Source organism: Candidatus Megaera polyxenophila (assembly GCF_029982035.1).
In the GTDB taxonomy this organism is placed as follows: domain Bacteria; phylum Pseudomonadota; class Alphaproteobacteria; order Rickettsiales; family Rickettsiaceae; genus Megaera; species Megaera polyxenophila.
In genome coordinates this window covers 1-17,380 of sequence record NZ_CP104166.1, presented here as the reverse complement: position 1 = coordinate 17,380, position 17,380 = coordinate 1, and the positions used below count along the sequence as shown (strand labels likewise).

The following is a 17,380-nucleotide window of genomic DNA, read 5'->3' as shown; positions in this document are numbered from 1 at the left end:
TTGAAATGAGGATAATCAACCCTAAGAGTTATATAGCTTAGCTACTATTTTTTTTCAAGCACTATCAAGTTTTTTAGAAATAACTTTTTAAAAGTTGAGGTAAAGCTCATTAATTTTACAGCTAATTTATTTTAATAAAGTTTGCTGGCAATTTATTATATTTTGCTATGTATTTATTAACAATAAAAATAGTTTTTTTATGTCAAAGAGTTTTTTCTATTCTGATAGATCGAGTTCCTCTTCTAGCGAAAGTTTCAGTTCTTTAATCTCTAGTACTTTGTCTACTGGTAGCTTAAGTTCTGCTTCAGAATCATCTTTTATGGGAGAAAGTGTTTCCCATTCCGAAGAGGCGGGTAGCTAAAACTAGATAAAAACGGGAATAGAAAATAAATTATACTATTGCTGTATCACCTCACCACTCGTTTTTGTAATAATCTAACGAATGGTGTACCGTCTTAAGTTTAGGATAATCTGAAATTTTAAAAGCAAGAACAGTTCTAAAAATCTATGGAAGTTTTTAGGTGATAAGATTCCTAAATGGCTATATATATTTTAAAGTTATTTTTTACTCAAACTCTAACAACACCTGGCCACTTATAACATTTTCCAATTCTTGTACCAATACCTTAGCAATTTTACCTTTGCGCTCAGCAGTAATTATGTTTTCCATTTTCATAGCAGTAAGAACTATTAAATCTTGACCTATTGCTACTTCGTCTCCAGCTTTAACGTTTATAGCTATTATCTGACCGGCAAGTGGTGCTGATAGCTCTACCGAATCTTCAGTCTCATCCCGCACCGGCATAAGAGCTTCCAGTTCTGACATCCTAGGAGAACGAACATAGGTATTTACTGTAATACCAGAATGGGTAAGTCTATAACCGGTGGGAATATCGACTATTTTAACATTAACTTTTTGACCATTAATAATTGCTGTAAAAAGATGAGTTCCTAAAGTCCAATTACTGCGAATAGTAATCCTGCTTGTTCCATATCTGATATTATAGCCGTCTGTTACCTGTTTGATCATTATAGGATATTGATCTTTATCAATAGAAACAATCCATCTAGTCCCTATTTTATGGGCTTGATCTGTAATTTGACCTCCAATAGAAGAAGCTCTCCTTTGTTCTGTTAGAGATATGTAAATCGCTGTTGCCAAAAATACTTCACTTATACCTGGCGTAAGAGTCGCACCTGAAAAACCCCCTGGATACTCTTCATCAATAAATCCGGTATGAATATCTCCTGATATAAATTTGGGATGATTAATTAGCGCTTCTAAGAAACTAATATTGTGCGATATACCCTGAATGACAAATGAGCTTAGTGACTCGCTCATAAGCTCTATTGCTGCTTGCCGTGTTTCACCATAAGTGCATAATTTTGCTATCATTGCATCATAAAACATACTAACTTTACCTCCTGAACCAATACCGCTATCAATTCTAATATTGGGGTTTTTAGGTGGAAGCTTATAGTCTAATATCCTACCACTAGAGGGTAAAAACCCACGTGATGGGTCTTCGGCGCAAATTCTTGACTCAATAGCCCAACCGGTCATTTTTACATCTTTTTGCTCAAAAGAAAGCTTTTCCCCTGCTGCTATTCTAATCATTTGTTCTACTATATCGTAGCCAGTAATTAGTTCAGTAACCGGATGCTCTACCTGCAGACGGGTATTCATTTCAAGAAAATAATAGTTCTTCTCTTTATCCATCATAAATTCAACCGTACCAGCTGAATAGTAGCCCACTTTCTTAGCCAAAGCGATCACTTCAGCATACATTTTCTGTCTTGTTACTTCGTCAACAAAAGAACTAGGAGCTTCTTCTATGACTTTTTGGTGATAACGCTGAATTGAACATTCCCTTTCTCCAAGGCAAACGGCATTTCCATATTGATCCGCTAAAAGCTGTATTTCAATATGGCGAGGAGCAACAATTAATTTTTCAATAAAAACCCTAGCATCGCTAAAGCTATTTTGGGCTTCAAACTTCGCAGACTGGTAAGCCTTTGCCATTTCTTGGGAGTTTTTTACTACCCGCATACCACGACCGCCGCCGCCTGCAGCTGCTTTTATTATTACGGGAAATCCTATTTGCTCAGCAATTTTTATAGCTTGTTCTACGTCATTAATAGTACCCATATAACCTGGGACTGTACTAACACCAGAAGCGACGGCAATTTTTTTAGCCTCAATTTTATCGCCCATAATCTTGATTACTTTGGCACTTGGCCCTATTAAAGTAACACCTTCTCTTTTTAAAACATTGGCAAAATTTGCATTTTCAGCTAGAAACCCATATCCCGGGTGAACAGCATCAGCACCACTTTCTCTAATTGCCGTAATAATGTTTTTTATTGATAAGTAACTTTCTGTTGCCGGTGAATTACCTATGTAATAAGCTTCATCTGCATATTGTACATGTTGAGCATTGGTGTCTGCTTCCGAGTAAACTGCTACAGATTTTATTCCCATTTTCTGGAGAGTTTTCATGATCCTGAGGGCAATTTCACCGCGATTGGCAACAAGGACTTTTTCAAATAATGGTTTTTCGGTCATAAACTAATTTTCAAGTCTTTATCTATATTTAAAGGCTGTTTAAAATTCTTAACAAATATTTACAATGGTAAATTATCGTGTTTCTTCCATGGCTTGTTTACCGACTTAGTGCGTAAATATTTTAAAGATTTGCATATCCTCCATCTAGTATTTTGAGGCTTGATAATATCATCAAGATAACCTCTTGAAGCAGCGACAAAAGGCGATGTAATAGTTTCTTTATAGTTGGCTATTATTTCCTTCTTTCTATCAGGATCTTTGCATTCTTGCCTAAAAATAACCTCTGCTGCACCTTCAGCTCCCATAACTGCAATTTCTGAGTTAATCCAGGCATAATTATTATCACCACGTAGGTGTTTTGAATTCATAACAATATAGGCCCCCCCATAAGCTTTTCGAGTAATAACGGTAATTTTAGGGACAGTAGCCTCTGCGTATGCATAAAGCAGTTTTGCTCCGTGTTTGATTATACCACTTGTTTCTTGCTCGACTCCTGGAAGGAAACCAGGAACATCTACTAATGTCACTATCGGTATGCTAAAAGCATCACAGAACCTAACAAAACGAGCAGCTTTTCTAGAGGCATTTATATCTAAACACCCCGCCAGATGAAGAGGCTGGTTTGCGACAAACCCTACAGGGCTACCTTCCATATACCCAAAACCAATTATAATATTTTTAGCATAATCGGGTTGTAATTCAAAAAAATCGCCTTCATCCACTATTCTTTGGATAAGCTCTTTCATGTCATAAGACTTATTAGCATTATCAGGCACTAATGTATTGAGCGACATATCTACCCTATCTGCAGGGTCACTAGTAGGTCTTAAAGGGAGAGCAGACCGATTTGACAGTGGTAGGAAATTTATAAATCTCCTTGTTTCCAAAAGAAGTTCAACATCGTTTTTAAATCCAAGATCAGCAACGCCGGATTGGGTTGTGTGCATTCTAGCTCCACCCAATTTTTCCTGCGTTACTTCTTCTCCTGTTACAGTTTTTATAACATCAGGACCTGTTACAAACATGTAAGAAGATCCCCTTACCATAAACACAAAATCAGTTAGGGCAGGGGAATAAACAGCCCCGCCTGCACACGGTCCCATTACAAGGGTAATTTGTGGAATAACACCGGAAGCAAGAGTATTTCGATGAAATAACTCACCATATCCACCAAGTGAATCAACTCCTTCCTGTATTCTAGCTCCGCCGGAATCATTAATACCGATGACCGGAGCGCCGACTTCTAATGCTGCATCAATTAAATTACATATTTTTTTAGCATGGTATTCACCAAGTGAACCGCCAAAAACAGTAAAATCCTGGCTATATACAAATATTAGGCGTCCGTTGATAGTACCATGGCCAGTAACAACCCCATCACCAGCAAATTTTTTATCTTTCATCCCAAAATTATCGCAACGGTGTTCAACAAACATTCCTGTTTCTTGAAAACTATCAGGATCTAATAATACTTCTATCCGTTCTCTTGCCGTTAATTTGCCTTTTTGATGTTGTTGCAGAATACGCTCAGCTCCACCGCCAAAACGAGCTTGACTTCTTTTTTCGTCAAGAATCTGTTGATTTTGAAAGGTCATTTTACTCATAAGTCTGGACTAAATATATTTCAAAAACCTGTTTGCCCGAAGTATAAAGAAAAATTTTTTAAAAGATAGATTTTTTTTGTTTGAGGCAATTTAGTTTAGAAAACTTACCTCGCTTGTTTTACGCCATCTTCAATTTCCTTAATGGAAAGAAGAACCGGAAGTTCCAAACCATCCGGAAATTTTTGGCTAAATATTACATTATAAGGTATACCAGGTATTTTTCTTTTTGATAAAAAATCATGTATTTGAAGATCATAATTAGTAAAATCCCCACGCATTGCTATTATTTGAGTATCAGAAAGTGTTTTAATGGTTTTGTCCCTAGAAAACACGAGATATTTATTGTATTTACAGGTGATACACCAATCAGCCGTAATATCAACAAAAACTATTTTTCCACTTTTAACTAAAGAATCAATTTTTTCAGGTTCAAATTTTTGCCATAAACTATTAACTTTTTCTTGATAATTTTTATCCTCAAGATAACTATATTTAGGCAATAAAAAACTGAAAATCACTAATATAAAGAGGATAATTAACTTTATTAGAGGATATTTCAAAAAATATATATTATTTTCCAAGGTAAACTTAATTAACAGTAGCAACAGAAATAAAATTACTACCGCCCTTAAATTTATTTGCGCTTCTAGGATATAAAGTAACCAAATTATCGTTCCTATTAACGAAGTAGCTAATATTAATTTTAAATTATTCATCCATTTACCAGATGTGGGAAGAAATTTTAAAGCTTTAGGGAAGATAAGCATCAATATATAGGGCGTAGAAAAACCTAAACCTATAAAAGTAAATGTAAAAAATATAAATAAATTACTTTGCTGAAAACTAAAAAACAAAGCAGTGCCAAGAAAAGGGGCGGTACAAGGTGTAGATAAAATAGTTGCAATTACTCCACTAAAATAATGTTCAATATATTGGCCTTGAAGTTTAATGCTTAACAAAAAATTATTGACAGGTTCAGGAAATTTAAATACTACCCGATCTAATGATACACTAATAAAAAAGGTTATAATTATAGTTAAAGCAATGACAAAAGTGGGCTCTTGAAAGTTTAATCCGAGGCTAAAATATTTACCGGTGCTTTTAAAAATGATTGCTATAAAAGCTAGTCCCCAAAAACTGCTTAATATACCGAATATGGTAAATAATGAAGCTTTTTTCCTATTTAAATTGGGATGCCTTATAAAATTTATAACCTTTAGGGATAATACCGGTAACACACAAGGCATAAAATTTAAAATGAAACCGCCAAGAACTGCAATTGACATAATCCAAAAAACATTAAAAATGCTCGCAAGTTGAGAATTATCCTTTAAATCTTCTGGACTGATTACAGTAGAAAGATGTTCTTGCTTAAGCTCGCATTGGTTACTGCATAATACATATTCTATATCAAATTCTAGCTCTATGTCCTCTCTAGGATTACGGGCTTCAACTAACAGCGGTACTTTAAGATGATTTTCATAAAAATATGTTTTTTCTCCGGCTGCTGAGGTTGCCAGTAAAGGATCTGGCCAAATTAGCTTATAATTATTTAAATTAGAGGATCGTTTGAGTTCAACTTTAGTAGGCAATCCTGTAGGCCCGGGGTGAATTGAGTAAATAATATGTTTTTTAGGTATTTCAAGCTCTAATGTTAGTTTGTTAGAATCCTTATTTATGATAAAATTCGTTTCTTTGTCTTGCTCTGCCCCCCAGCTTATCTGGCAGAAAAAGCATGCTAATATTAATATTAATCGTTTACAAATCATTCAAATTACTATTGAAATATCTTAGGATAATTACTATATGTTTATTAAGTAATAATCTGCAAATATTTATATGATCAGCCAAGATTTTTCTAATTTAACTGGCAAAATTCTCATAGCAAGCCCATATACTATGGAGGATAATATATTTCACCAATCCATTGTTTATGTGGTACACCATGGGGATCAAGGAGCTGTTGGTTTTCTTGTAAATCGTCTAGTTAAAAATCCTCCGGTAAATAATTTATTTAAAAAAGCTGAATTTAAACTCGACCTGAACCTATTAAATTTAAAGATTCATATTGGCGGGCCGCTCGAACTTGAAAGAGGTTTCTTTTTGCACTCTGCAGAATACAACAAAAACCTTTTATTTAAATTAGAAAATTCAGAATTAGCTGTTAGTTCAAATATTGAAATCCTGAAAGACATAACAAGCGGCAGTGGTCCTAAACATAGCATGTTTGCAATTGGTTATACCGGTTGGGGAGTAGGTCAACTAGAATTTGAAATTCAAAATAACCTATGGCTAATATCAGAACCGGATTATGATCTCATTTTTGGTAATGATCCTACTACTAAATGGCCTAATGCTCTTGCTAAATTAAATATAGATGGAATAGATTTTGTTCCGTACTTAGCTAGTTGTTAATTTGTTTTTCTTTATACCAATAACTTATTTCTCTCGACAGTAATAATAATCCTTGGTAGGATAATGGCAGTTATTACGGCTGAAATATCGCATCAAAATTTAACCTTGCTCATTACAGAATAACCTATTTGTTAAATTTATGCAAAAATCCGTTTTGGGAAAATTCTGGCAACCAGTAAAGATTCAGGAAGATCTAGTTACCAGAATTTCCAGAGAGCTTCAAATCGGAGATTTTCTTGCAAAACTAGTCTCAAGCAGAGTATCTTCAGCAGAAGAAGCTTTTGATTTTCTTGACCCTAAAATAAAAAAACTATTGCCGAATCCTTTTCATTTGCTCGATATGCAAAAGGGCGTAGAAAGGGTGATACAAGCAATAAAGAAGAACGAAAAAATTTGTATATTTGCAGATTATGATGTTGATGGGGCTACTTCTTCCGCCTTACTGAAAAACGTTTTTCGGGAACTGGGGGTAGAAGTGGAAATTTATGTACCCGATAGGATAGAAGAAGGGTATGGCCCCACTTCGTCTGCAATACAAAAGCTCAAAGATAACGGTAACAGGTTACTTATTACCGTTGATTGTGGTTCAGTAGCTTTTGAAGCTTTGCTTTATGCTTCTGAGATAGGTCTTGATGTTATAGTCATTGATCATCATATTAGTTTAGATAAATTACCTAAAGCGGTAGCAGTAATCAACCCTAACCGAATTGATGAGGTAAGTAATTATAAGAACCTCGCAGCTGTAGGGGTTTCGTTTTTATTTACAGTGGCATTTTGCTCGGCGCTTAGGAAGGAAGGATTTTTTGAGGATAATTCTATTAAACATCCGGATTTAATCAAACAACTAGATATTGTTGCCCTCGGTACGGTTTGCGACGTTATGACACTGACCGGATTAAATAGAGCTTTTGTTAAACAAGGTTTAAAGATAGCAAGAAGTAGAGTAAACATAGGGTATGCTGCTTTATGTGATACCGCAGCATTAGATGAAGCGATTAATTGTTACCACCTTGGGTTTGTACTAGGCCCAAGGATTAATGCAGGAGGTAGGGTAGGTAATTCCTCTTTAGGGGCAACTCTTCTTTCCACGAATAATCCTCAGAAGGCTAGGGAGATATCAGAAGAGCTAACTATACATAATAATAACCGGAAAATAATAGAATTAACGATTTTAGAAGAAGCTCATAAATTGGCAAAATTACAGGCTAATAATACAGTGATTTTTGTAAGTGGCCATGGTTGGCATCCGGGAGTTATAGGTATTGTAGCCGGTAGATTAAAAGAAACATATAATAGGCCAGTAGCCGTGGTGGCAGTTAATGATTCAATAGGAAAGGCTTCATGTAGGTCTGTTAAGGGATGCGATTTTGGTTCAGCTTTAATGGAAGCAAAACTAAAAGGGATGCTAATAGCGGGCGGTGGACATGCTATGGCTGCCGGTTTTAGTATTGAGGAAAATAAATTATCTATATTACAGGAATTTTTAGAAGACAGGTTTAAAACTATATTAAAAAATTCTACTTCTCACCTGGAAGAATTTTATGATTTAGAATTAACTGCTAACTCTATAAATAATAGTTTAATTGAGGAAATCAATAAGTTAGAGCCATTTGGCAATGGTAACCCATCACCTGTTTTTAAATTTAGCAATCTGTTTGTGCTAAAGGCTGATATTGTAGGAGGTAATCACATTAAAGTTTTGCTCGCTCCAACCAGAGATTCTTCCTCTTTAACATCAATAAGTGCTATTGCTTTTAATTCTGTTAACACGGTGCTGGCAGAGGTAATTTTATCAAGAAAACCTTATAATTTATCAGTAATTGGCATTCTAAAAGAAAATAACTGGCAAAATAAACAAATGCTACAACTGCACATAAAAGACTTGATCATAAATTCTTTTACCTAATATCAAATGTAATAATTCTGCTACAGCTTCCTCTTACATGATCGCTGATTATCGCAATTAATGAAAAAAATAAAATGAAATTCAACTGCGCAGTGTTATCTTTGTTTATTATATCATTAAAATTTATTACTTAGATGCCAATAATTCAACCTGGCTTGCGCCTAATCAATAAGTATACCTTAAGTATTGCCCTTATTTTTGTAATTGTAGTTATTGTAATTAAATCTGTAGGGGGTACTTCTAAAAAAGAAGAAGAAAAGCTAATACGTCCTGTGCAAGTGGTTAAAGTTGCGCATAAAATTGCCGGCCAGTCCTTATCTTTAACTGGAGAGATTCTCGCAAAAAATGAAATTGACTTAAGTTTTAGGATAGATGGTAAATTAATAGAACGTCTGGTTTCAGTAGGGGATCTTGTAACTACTGGCCAAATCGTTGCTCGTCTTGATCCACAAGATGTAAAAGATAACCTTATTGCAGCCAAATCAAATCTTAATGCAGCGCAGGCAGCTTTAGACCAGGCCACCAGCAATGAAGGCAGGCAAAAAATCTTACTCAGCAAAGGAGTGGTGACCAATGCAAAATATGAAGATGCTCTTTCTCAATTACAATCTGCCCAAGCTAAAGTAGAAGGTGCTGAGGCTAATTTAAGTCAGGCTCAGAATCGTGTTGAATATACTAATTTAAAGGTAGATACTGCCGGTATAGTCACAGCCGTTAAAGCAGAAGCAGGAGAAATAGTAAGAGCTGGTCAAGCTGTTATGCGCATAGCAACTAACGAAGGAAAGGATGCAGTATTTAATGTACCGGAACAATTGTTTCAAAGCAAACCTTCTAATGATCAACTAACAGTGGAGGTATCTTTAAGCCACGATCCAAGTATAAAAACAACTGGCATCGTTCGAGAAGTATCTCCTCAAGCAGATTCGGTAAGCCGTACATTTACTGTGAAGGTAGGTTTAAAAAACCCGCCTGAAGCATTAAAACTTGGTTCAACCGTTACCGGTAGTGTTACTTTAAATAAGGGGTCAGCTATTGAATTGCCGGTAATGTCCCTAAACAAATCTAACTCCAGCCCGGCTGTATGGGTTGTAAATCCTGGTGATAATACCGTAAGTTTAAGAGACGTCAAGATAATTGGTTATAATCAAAATTCAGTAATTATTGCTGAAGGTCTAGAAAATGATGAACTTGTGGTAACTGCAGGGGTGCATTCATTATATCCTGGACAACAGGTTAAAATATTAGAGAAATAGAGGATTTAAGTAATGAAAGAGCGCTTTAATCTCTCACTATGGGCAATTAACCATCGTGAGCTCGTATGGTATCTAATGGGTATTTTAATAATAGTTGGTAGCTTATCGTATACTCGTCTTGGCCGGAATGAAGATCCTATTTTTGCAATAAAAACCATGTTGGTTCAAACAAAATGGCCCGGTGCAACTATTGATGAAACTATGAATCAAGTTACCGAGCGGATAGAAAAAAAATTACAGGAAACACCTAACATCGATTATATCCGTAGCTTTACTACTCCAGGTTCTTCTACTATTTTTATTAATTTAAAAGGTTCTACTCCTCCTTCGGAAGTACCAAACAGTTGGTATCAGGTTCGAAAAAAAATCGGTGACATTTCACTTACTTTACCCCAAGGAGTGGTCGGACCGTTTTTTAATGACGAATTTGGTGATACCTATGGGATTATTTATGCTTTTACCCGAGACGGTTTTTCTGAGCGGGAACTAATGGATTATATTGAGGAGGTAAGGTCTAAGCTATTGCAAATACCTGACATATCCAAAATAGATATTATAGGGAATCAAGAAGAAAAAATTTACATCGAATTTTCCATCAGAAGGCTTGCCGGACTTGGCATCAGGCCACAAGAATTTATTAAGATGTTACAGTCAACAAATGCCGTAAGACCGGCTGGTACAGTACGGACCGAAAATGAAACCGTATTAATAAGAGTATCAGGAAGTTTCCAATCAGAGGATGATTTACGCAATATAAATATTAATATAAACGGTAAATTATTTCCGCTCAGTGATATTGCTACTATTAAAAGAGATTATATTGACCCTCCTCAATCTTTCTTTAAATTTAATGGAAAACAAGCTATAGGTCTTGCCGTTTCTATGACCCCGGGCGGGGATATTCTAGCGTTAGGAAAAAATGTAAAGACAGCAATGGAAAAAATTAGTGCTGATTTACCAATCGGTATAGAATATCATTTGGTTGCTAATCAGCCTATGGTAGTAGAAGAAAATATTGCGGAATTTACAAAATCATTAGAAGAAGCATTCATAATTGTTCTTTTCGTAAGTTTCTTAAGCCTTGGCTTACGTGCAGGTGCAGTAGTTGCGTGTTCCATTCCATTGGTACTAACTATAGTCTTTATAGTAATGGAATTTTGCCATATTGATCTTCAAAGAATTTCTCTAGGAGCCTTAATAATTGCGCTTGGGTTACTAGTAGACGATGCAATGATTACTGTTGAAATGATGGTAACAAAACTTGAAGAAGGGTTAGATAAGGTACGTGCTGCTACCTTTGCCTATACCTCTACTGCTTTTCCTATGCTTACAGGCACTTTGGTTACTGTAGTAGCTTTTATTCCAGTCGGTTTTGCTAAAAGCTCGGCTGGCGAATATGTATTTTCTTTATTTGCAGTAATTGCTATTGCCCTGATTGCCTCATGGTTTGTAGCAGTAGTATTTACACCCTTAATCGGCTTAATAATTCTTCCTGATAAACTAGAGCATCATCAACAAAAAGAAAGTAGATTACTAAAGCCTTTTCGTGTTGTTTTGTTAGCTGCTATGCGCTCTCCTAGGAAAACTATTTTCATAACAATAGCATTATTCATTTCATCAATTATAGGTATGAAATTTGTTTCTCATCAGTTCTTCCCGTCTTCTGATCGGCCAGAATTGCTAGTAAACATGCAACTCCCACAAAATTCTTCTATTTTTGCTACTTCTAATGCCGTGGCAAATCTAGAAAAATTATTAGAAAATAACTCCGACATTGTGCGGTGGAGTTCTTATGTAGGGCGTGGTGCGGTTCGTTTTTATTTGCCACTAGACGGAGCGCAACCAAATCCGTCTTATTCTCAAACTGTAATTGTAACAAAAAATATCGAGGCACGAGAACGGGTACGCAGTTACTTGCAAAAAGAATTTAAAGAAAATTTTTCAAATATAAATAGCAGAATCATGCCACTTGAAATGGGACCTCCAGTAGGATGGCCTTTGCAATATAGGGTAAGCGGTCATGATCTAGAACAAGTAAGAAAAATAGCTTATCAAGTTGCCGAAATACTAGGAACAGAATCACAAGTTCAGGATATTAATTTTGACTGGATTGAGCCGTCTCGAGTATTAAGAATTAAAGTTAATCAGGATGAAGCAAGACTTCTTGGGTTAAGCTCGGAAGATTTAGCGGGAGCATTAAATGCGGTAGTCTCAGGAATGAAAATTACCCAGATACGTGATAGTATTTACTTATAGATGTATTGATTCGGGCGGAAACAGAACAAAGAGTTTCTTTAGATAGTTTAAGCACATTACAGATTTCTACTCCAAGCGGTAATAAAGTACCGTTAATGCAAGTCGCTACCATGGAATATGAACAAGAATATCCTTTGATTTGGAGAAGGGATCGTATACCTACTATTACTGTCCAAGCTGATACTTCTGGGGATACTTTACCTGCGACAGTAGTAGAAAAACTCCGTCCAAAAATTTTAGAGCTTAACAGCAAATTACCAGCCGGATACCAAATTAAAACAGGGGGAACAACTGAAGAAAGCGCTAAATCTCAGGCATCAGTTGCAGCTGTAGTTCCTTTAATGCTAGCAATTGTTATAACCATTTTAATGATTCAATTACAAAGTATTCAACGTGTTATTTTAGTATTAAGTGTAGTACCTCTAGGCTTAATAGGGATAGTTGCCATATTATTAATAGCTGATAAACCTCTAGGGTTTGTGGCTATTTTAGGAATAATCGCTCTTGTTGGGATGATTGCCCGTAACTCTGTGATCGTTATAGATCAAATAGAAACTGAAATTGCTCATGGCCTGTCTCGGTGGGATGCTGTGATAACTGCTACAACTCACCGTTTTCGACCAGTAATTTTAACTGCTGCGGCAGCAATTCTTGGAATGATCCCGATTGCTCCTACAGTATTTTGGGGTCCAATGGCTTATGCAATAATGGGGGGTCTTGCAGTAGCAACGGTACTTACCTTAGTATTCTTACCGGCATTATATTGTATGTGGTTTAAGGTTACCGAGTAAATTTATGCTAGAGTTAAAACTCAGTAACAATGCACTTTATCAAGCTTTTACTCAAAGGGCTATGTGCTATATAGCAACCGGAGGAGCGGATTTTGGAGAATGTTTAGTTACAATAAAAAAAATAGCTGATGGTAATGTTGATGAGTGGTATCAGGAATGGATAGCTACCGCAAGCAGAGCTGAGAAGATAGGAGATAAAAGCCTCAAAAATGGCCATAGAATTAGTGCGCACGAGGCGTATCTTCGGGCTTCAAATTATTATCATACAGCTTATTTCCCATTATTTGGATATCCTGTTGATAGTAGATTGATTAGCGCTTTTAATAAAGAAGTTCAAGTATTCCAAAAAGCAGCGTTGCTTTTTAAAACCCCCATAGAAATAATCGAAATTCCTTTTGAATCAGCAACTCTTCCTGCGTATTTTCTTAAGGTTGATGATTCGGGCAATGCTCGTCCTACAATTGTTTACACGAATGGTTATGATTCGAATATACAAGAAATGTATTTTGCACATGCGGACGCAGCTTTAAAAAGAGGGTACAATTGCTTGTTATTCGATGGTCCTGGCCAAGGTCGTAATCTTATTCGAGGTAATAGCTATTTGAGGCCTGATTGGGAAAATGTAGTAACACCCGTAATAGATTATGCTTTAACTAGAAAAGAAATAGATCAGAAAAAAATAATTCTTGCTGGATGGAGTTTTGGAGGATTCCTTGCTCCCCGAGCAGCTGCGTATGAACACAGAATAGCTGCTTTAATAGCAGATCCAGGACAATGGGATGCTGCGGATTCCTTAAATACGGCAATGATTAATAAAATTTCTAGTCTACTAAATATAGATGAAATGCTTCATTGGCGGATAGTACGAAGAGGATTCTGGACACTTAATGTAAATTGTTTAGAAGATTTCTTTAAATCGATGTCAAATTTTAAACTTTCTCATATAGTACAAAATATTCGCTGTCCTACTTTAATCACTTTGCCAGAAGGAGATCCTATAGCAAGTGGAGCACTTGCGCTTTATAAAGCCCTTAATGTTAGTAATAAAAAACTAGTTCATTTTTCTGAAGAGGAGGGTAGTGGTGGTCATTGCGAAATGCTCGCACACTCATTATATAACCAAAGGGTTTTTGATTGGCTTGATGAAACCTTGGCTTTATAGCTAAATAATTCATTCCCAAAAATTGCAACCTTATAACAAATATAGGTTGCAGAACCTACAAAAATCGCTACCATAGGTAGAGTAACAAGATAAGCCACCTATCGGTGGCAGCTTAAAAGAAGATACCCTTGACCGATAAATATTTATGGAGGATTATAATACTGGTATTTGATTTGTTTTAACTTGAGTTATAAAGACTGAATGTTAGACATACATAAGATAATATATAATTGAGTTATGAGTAACTTGCACTCTGAGCAGCATTTGGTCAATGAATTAGCGGTAAAAACTCTTAAGGCCATTTCTAAAGAGCAAGCAATTCCTTACAGCAGGATCAAAAAGATTTTTTCCGAAGGAGATAAGGAAATAGCCAAGGCTTTCTGGATAATGTTGCGAAAAATATCTCCCAATCATAAGTATAATTCTGTTTACTATTGCCCTGATTGTAAAGAATTTGATTTAGAACGCAAAGGAAGAAAGATTCCTTGGTAAGAAAACATTAACTATAAGTAATTTATGGAAATAGTCGGTAAAGGAATATCTATAAAACATATTTTTCTAGACCGTGGTAATTGGTCTCGATTTCGCTAAAAAATACGGCAAGCTAAGATACGGCATTATTTTCAACGTCACTAAAGTTATATCGTGTGGAACGAAATATTTAGGATTTAAACGTTATAGCTGCCGTGATTGTAACCGCAATAAATCGGTAGCATTCAGCTGTAAAGGTAGGTTTTGTTCTCGTTGTGGTAAGAAACAAACGGATCAATGGGTGAGTAAGGCTAGCAATGTTCTACCAAAAACACGATGGCAGCACATTACATTTACAATGCCGGACTCTTTATGGCCGATATTTTGGCTCAATCGTGATCTGTTTGGATTGATTTCCGGTATTGCAGCAGGAATTATTAAGGAGATAGCTACAAAGAAAAATCTTGTGGTTGGTATATTTACTGCCTTACACACTTTCGGTAGAGATTTAAAACGCAATGTTCATATCCATTTATCGGTTACTTGCGGCGGTATAAATAGCAAAGGCAAGTGGCAAAAATTATTTTTTCCTGCCGAACCTATTAAAAAAATGTGGAGACATAGAGTCCTTGAGTTATTTCGCTTTCAATATATCTCAAGTAATTTGAAGTTGCCGTCCGCATATCAAAATGCTGAGAATTTTAATAACTGGATGAGTAGTTTATACGAAATCAGTTGGTATGTTTATTTACAAAAACCATCGGATGATCATAAACGCAACATAGAATATTTAGGGCGGTATATAAAACGCCCCCTATTTCCGAGACAAGAATAGAAAATTACGACGGAAAGCAGGTAACGTTTAAATTTCTTGATCACTATAATAATACAATTGATCGCATAACTATGCCCGTGATGCAGTTCATAGCTAGTCTGATTATGCATATACCAGATCGTTATTTTCGAATGATTAGGTATTACGGTTTTTTATCTAATAGAACTAGGGGCGTACAATTACCTATCGTATATAAGGCAATTAATCAAATCGTTCATAAGAAAACTAAGCTCATTAGTTGGAGATTAATGATTTGGTTGAATTTTAAAATAGATCCTCTGTTTTGCTATAATTGCAATAAATGTATGAATCTGCGGCAAGTTTATTACGGTTTATCTCCGCCATTGTTATTAATAAGAACCAATGAATTATTATCAACGCCTAGATAACATCATTATGGCGAACACTTCTTTCACGTCTTGGCCACATAATTTGTAAAACTGAACCTATTTTTAGATAGATTCTGGCAGAGATTTTTGTAAAAGTGTTGATAATTTCTAATATTGTGGCTGGTAACTACATATTTATTAAACGAATTTTTAAAAAGCTGATTGATGATTTTTCTGGTTGCAAATTTTGAATTTCCTATACTATAAAATAACATAATTTCTTTTCTATTTTATGGTGTGGAATGTAGATCATATAATATTTTTTGCCTTTTTAATTCTTAATATAATCCTTGGCTTAAAATCAAGTAAAGGTATCACCTCAATAACCCAATATGCCATAGGAGATAGAAATTTTAGTACAGGAGCGATAGTAGCTACTATTGTTTCTACATGGATAGGGGGAGGTTTTTTTTCTTCTGTCATTACAGAAACTTACACTAACGGCCTTTCTTTTATTTTTATATCATTAGCAGATTATATTAGTTGTTTTCTTGTTATAGGGTATTTTTTTATTCCCCGTATGGGTCAGTTTTTAGGTAAACTTTCCATAGCTGAGGCGATGGGGGAACTCTATGGTAATAAAGTAAGATTAATTACTGCAATATCTGGAATTATAGGTGTTTGCGGCATTATAGCTATACAATTCAAAGTTGCTGGACTGGTATTTGAATATTTATTGAACATATCTAAATTCCAGGGAATTTTTTTAATAGGAGCAGTTGTGATATTATATTCAACTATGGGTGGTATTAAGTCGGTAACTTTTACAGATATGATTCAATTCTTAACGTTTGGGTCTATTATCCCTATAATGACTTATTACTTCTTTAATAATTTACCAGATAGTTATAATAGTGTTGTTAATGCTCTAAGTAACCAGCTAAAATATAATCTTGGTAATATTTTTGATACCAGTAAAGTAAGCTTCTGGAATAACTTATCCTTATTCTTTATTTGTTTAATTCCAGGTTTTAATAGTGCCGTCTTTCAAAGAATATCCATGGCTAAGAACGTAGATCAAGCAAAAAGATCTTTTGTTATAAGTGCTCAAGTATGTTTTGTTATTTTTTTAATTGTAATTTGGTTGGTGTTAGTAATAGAAGCCAAAACCCCTAATATATCTGCTGATGATATAATAAAAGTTCTAATATTTGACCAATTAATACCAGTCTATAAAGGGTTGATGTTAGTAGGGGTTATAGCTATGACAATGTCTACTGCGGATAGTTATATAAATTCTTCATCTATTTTATTTAGTCATGATTTTTTAAGAAGTCTTAATATTAAAGTAAAAAATGAATTATTAGCAGCTCGTATAACTTCCCTTATTATTGGCACTATTGCTCTGTTATTATCCTTAAAAGATACAACAGTCTTTAAACTTATTATATTTACTATTGGTTTTTACATGCCAATAGTTACAGTGCCTTTTATCATGGCTATATTTAGTTACCGCACACCTTACGAGAAAGCTGTATTATACGGAATGGGGGCAGGGCTAGCAGTAGTGCTTTTGTGGAGTTATCTTGACATTACAGTTATAGATAACATAGTTCCAGCGATGGCTGCCAACTGGCTTGTCCTAGTAGTCATGCATAGGTATTATTATTCCAAAGAAAAATCGATATAGCCACACCGGTATTTGGTGACGTGTCATTAGTTTCCTACGACGTACTAGAAATTCTTTCTCGCTGATGCTTGTAGCTAAAATATATCCATCCTATTTGGACTA

Annotated in this window: 12 protein-coding genes and 1 pseudogene; 10 read left to right on the top strand and 3 right to left on the bottom strand. The window is 35.3% G+C overall.

Features of this window, described 5'->3' with window-relative positions; genetic code table 11:
* Window positions 1–199: 199 nt before the first annotated feature.
* Window positions 200–361 carry a hypothetical protein gene (locus N3Z16_RS00065; protein WP_223939129.1) on the top strand — a complete coding sequence of 54 codons (162 nt, stop codon included), beginning with the start codon at window positions 200–202 and terminating at the stop codon, window positions 359–361.
* Between the two features lie 204 nt (window positions 362–565).
* Here N3Z16_RS00065 and N3Z16_RS00060 read toward each other — a convergent pair whose 3' ends face one another.
* From N3Z16_RS00060 to N3Z16_RS00050, 3 genes are all read right to left on the bottom strand, one after another.
* Window positions 566–2,566 carry an acetyl-CoA carboxylase biotin carboxylase subunit gene (locus N3Z16_RS00060; RefSeq protein ID WP_282486249.1) on the bottom strand — a complete coding sequence of 667 codons (2,001 nt, stop codon included), beginning with the start codon at window positions 2,564–2,566 and terminating at the stop codon, window positions 566–568.
* A 59-nt stretch (window positions 2,567–2,625) separates the two neighbouring features.
* Entirely contained in the window at window positions 2,626–4,161 is a 1,536-nt protein-coding gene (locus N3Z16_RS00055; RefSeq protein WP_410519618.1) for an acyl-CoA carboxylase subunit beta, read from the bottom strand.
* Window positions 4,162–4,274: 113 nt separating this feature from the next.
* Window positions 4,275–5,939, bottom strand: coding sequence for a protein-disulfide reductase DsbD family protein (locus N3Z16_RS00050; RefSeq protein WP_282486246.1), 1,665 nt, complete (start codon window positions 5,937–5,939; stop codon window positions 4,275–4,277).
* A 130-nt stretch (window positions 5,940–6,069) separates the two neighbouring features.
* Here N3Z16_RS00050 and N3Z16_RS00045 point away from each other — a divergent pair, with 130 nt between their 5' ends.
* The 9 genes and pseudogenes from N3Z16_RS00045 (at window position 6,070) to N3Z16_RS00005 (ending at window position 17,278) form a co-directional block, all read left to right on the top strand.
* Window positions 6,070–6,585, top strand: coding sequence for a YqgE/AlgH family protein (locus tag N3Z16_RS00045; RefSeq protein ID WP_282486245.1), 516 nt, complete (start codon window positions 6,070–6,072; stop codon window positions 6,583–6,585).
* A gap of 139 nt (window positions 6,586–6,724) precedes the next feature.
* The gene (recJ, locus tag N3Z16_RS00040) at window positions 6,725–8,491 is read left to right on the top strand and encodes a single-stranded-DNA-specific exonuclease RecJ (RefSeq protein ID WP_223939124.1); all 1,767 of its coding nucleotides are present in this window, start codon (window positions 6,725–6,727) and stop codon (window positions 8,489–8,491) included.
* A 155-nt stretch (window positions 8,492–8,646) separates the two neighbouring features.
* Window positions 8,647–9,744, top strand: a complete 1,098-nt coding sequence (locus tag N3Z16_RS00035; protein ID WP_282486243.1) for an efflux RND transporter periplasmic adaptor subunit — start codon at window positions 8,647–8,649, stop codon at window positions 9,742–9,744.
* Window positions 9,745–9,756: 12 nt separating this feature from the next.
* Window positions 9,757–12,000, top strand: coding sequence for an efflux RND transporter permease subunit (locus tag N3Z16_RS00030; RefSeq protein WP_282486242.1), 2,244 nt, complete (start codon window positions 9,757–9,759; stop codon window positions 11,998–12,000).
* A gap of 5 nt (window positions 12,001–12,005) precedes the next feature.
* Window positions 12,006–12,791 (top strand): efflux RND transporter permease subunit, encoded by a 786-nt coding sequence (locus N3Z16_RS00025; RefSeq protein WP_282486241.1) that lies wholly within the window; start codon window positions 12,006–12,008, stop codon window positions 12,789–12,791.
* A 4-nt stretch (window positions 12,792–12,795) separates the two neighbouring features.
* On the top strand, window positions 12,796–13,953 hold the full coding sequence (locus tag N3Z16_RS00020; protein ID WP_282486240.1) for an alpha/beta hydrolase family protein: 1,158 nt from the start codon (window positions 12,796–12,798) through the stop codon (window positions 13,951–13,953).
* Between the two features lie 237 nt (window positions 13,954–14,190).
* The gene (locus N3Z16_RS00015; protein WP_282485543.1) at window positions 14,191–14,445 is read left to right on the top strand and encodes a hypothetical protein; all 255 of its coding nucleotides are present in this window, start codon (window positions 14,191–14,193) and stop codon (window positions 14,443–14,445) included.
* Between the two features lie 73 nt (window positions 14,446–14,518).
* Window positions 14,519–15,648, top strand: a pseudogene (locus N3Z16_RS00010) (IS91 family transposase).
* A gap of 232 nt (window positions 15,649–15,880) precedes the next feature.
* Entirely contained in the window at window positions 15,881–17,278 is a 1,398-nt protein-coding gene (locus N3Z16_RS00005) for a sodium:solute symporter family protein (RefSeq protein WP_282486238.1), read from the top strand.
* Window positions 17,279–17,380: the final 102 nt, after the last annotated feature.

What these genes read in the sequence shown, in the direction of transcription:
- N3Z16_RS00065 (WP_223939129.1), top strand. Translation starts at nt 200, where the DNA reads ATGTCAAAGAGTTTTTTCTATTCTGATAGATCGAGTTCCTCTTCTAGC.
- N3Z16_RS00060 (WP_282486249.1), bottom strand. Translation starts at nt 2,566, where the DNA reads ATGACCGAAAAACCATTATTTGAAAAAGTCCTTGTTGCCAATCGCGGT.
- N3Z16_RS00055 (WP_410519618.1), bottom strand. Translation starts at nt 4,161, where the DNA reads ATGACCTTTCAAAATCAACAGATTCTTGACGAAAAAAGAAGTCAAGCT.
- N3Z16_RS00050 (WP_282486246.1), bottom strand. Translation starts at nt 5,939, where the DNA reads ATGATTTGTAAACGATTAATATTAATATTAGCATGCTTTTTCTGCCAG.
- N3Z16_RS00045 (WP_282486245.1), top strand. Translation starts at nt 6,070, where the DNA reads ATGGAGGATAATATATTTCACCAATCCATTGTTTATGTGGTACACCAT.
- recJ (WP_223939124.1), top strand. Translation starts at nt 6,725, where the DNA reads ATGCAAAAATCCGTTTTGGGAAAATTCTGGCAACCAGTAAAGATTCAG.
- N3Z16_RS00030 (WP_282486242.1), top strand. Translation starts at nt 9,757, where the DNA reads ATGAAAGAGCGCTTTAATCTCTCACTATGGGCAATTAACCATCGTGAG.
- N3Z16_RS00020 (WP_282486240.1), top strand. Translation starts at nt 12,796, where the DNA reads ATGCTAGAGTTAAAACTCAGTAACAATGCACTTTATCAAGCTTTTACT.
- N3Z16_RS00015 (WP_282485543.1), top strand. Translation starts at nt 14,191, where the DNA reads ATGAGTAACTTGCACTCTGAGCAGCATTTGGTCAATGAATTAGCGGTA.
- N3Z16_RS00005 (WP_282486238.1), top strand. Translation starts at nt 15,881, where the DNA reads ATGGTGTGGAATGTAGATCATATAATATTTTTTGCCTTTTTAATTCTT.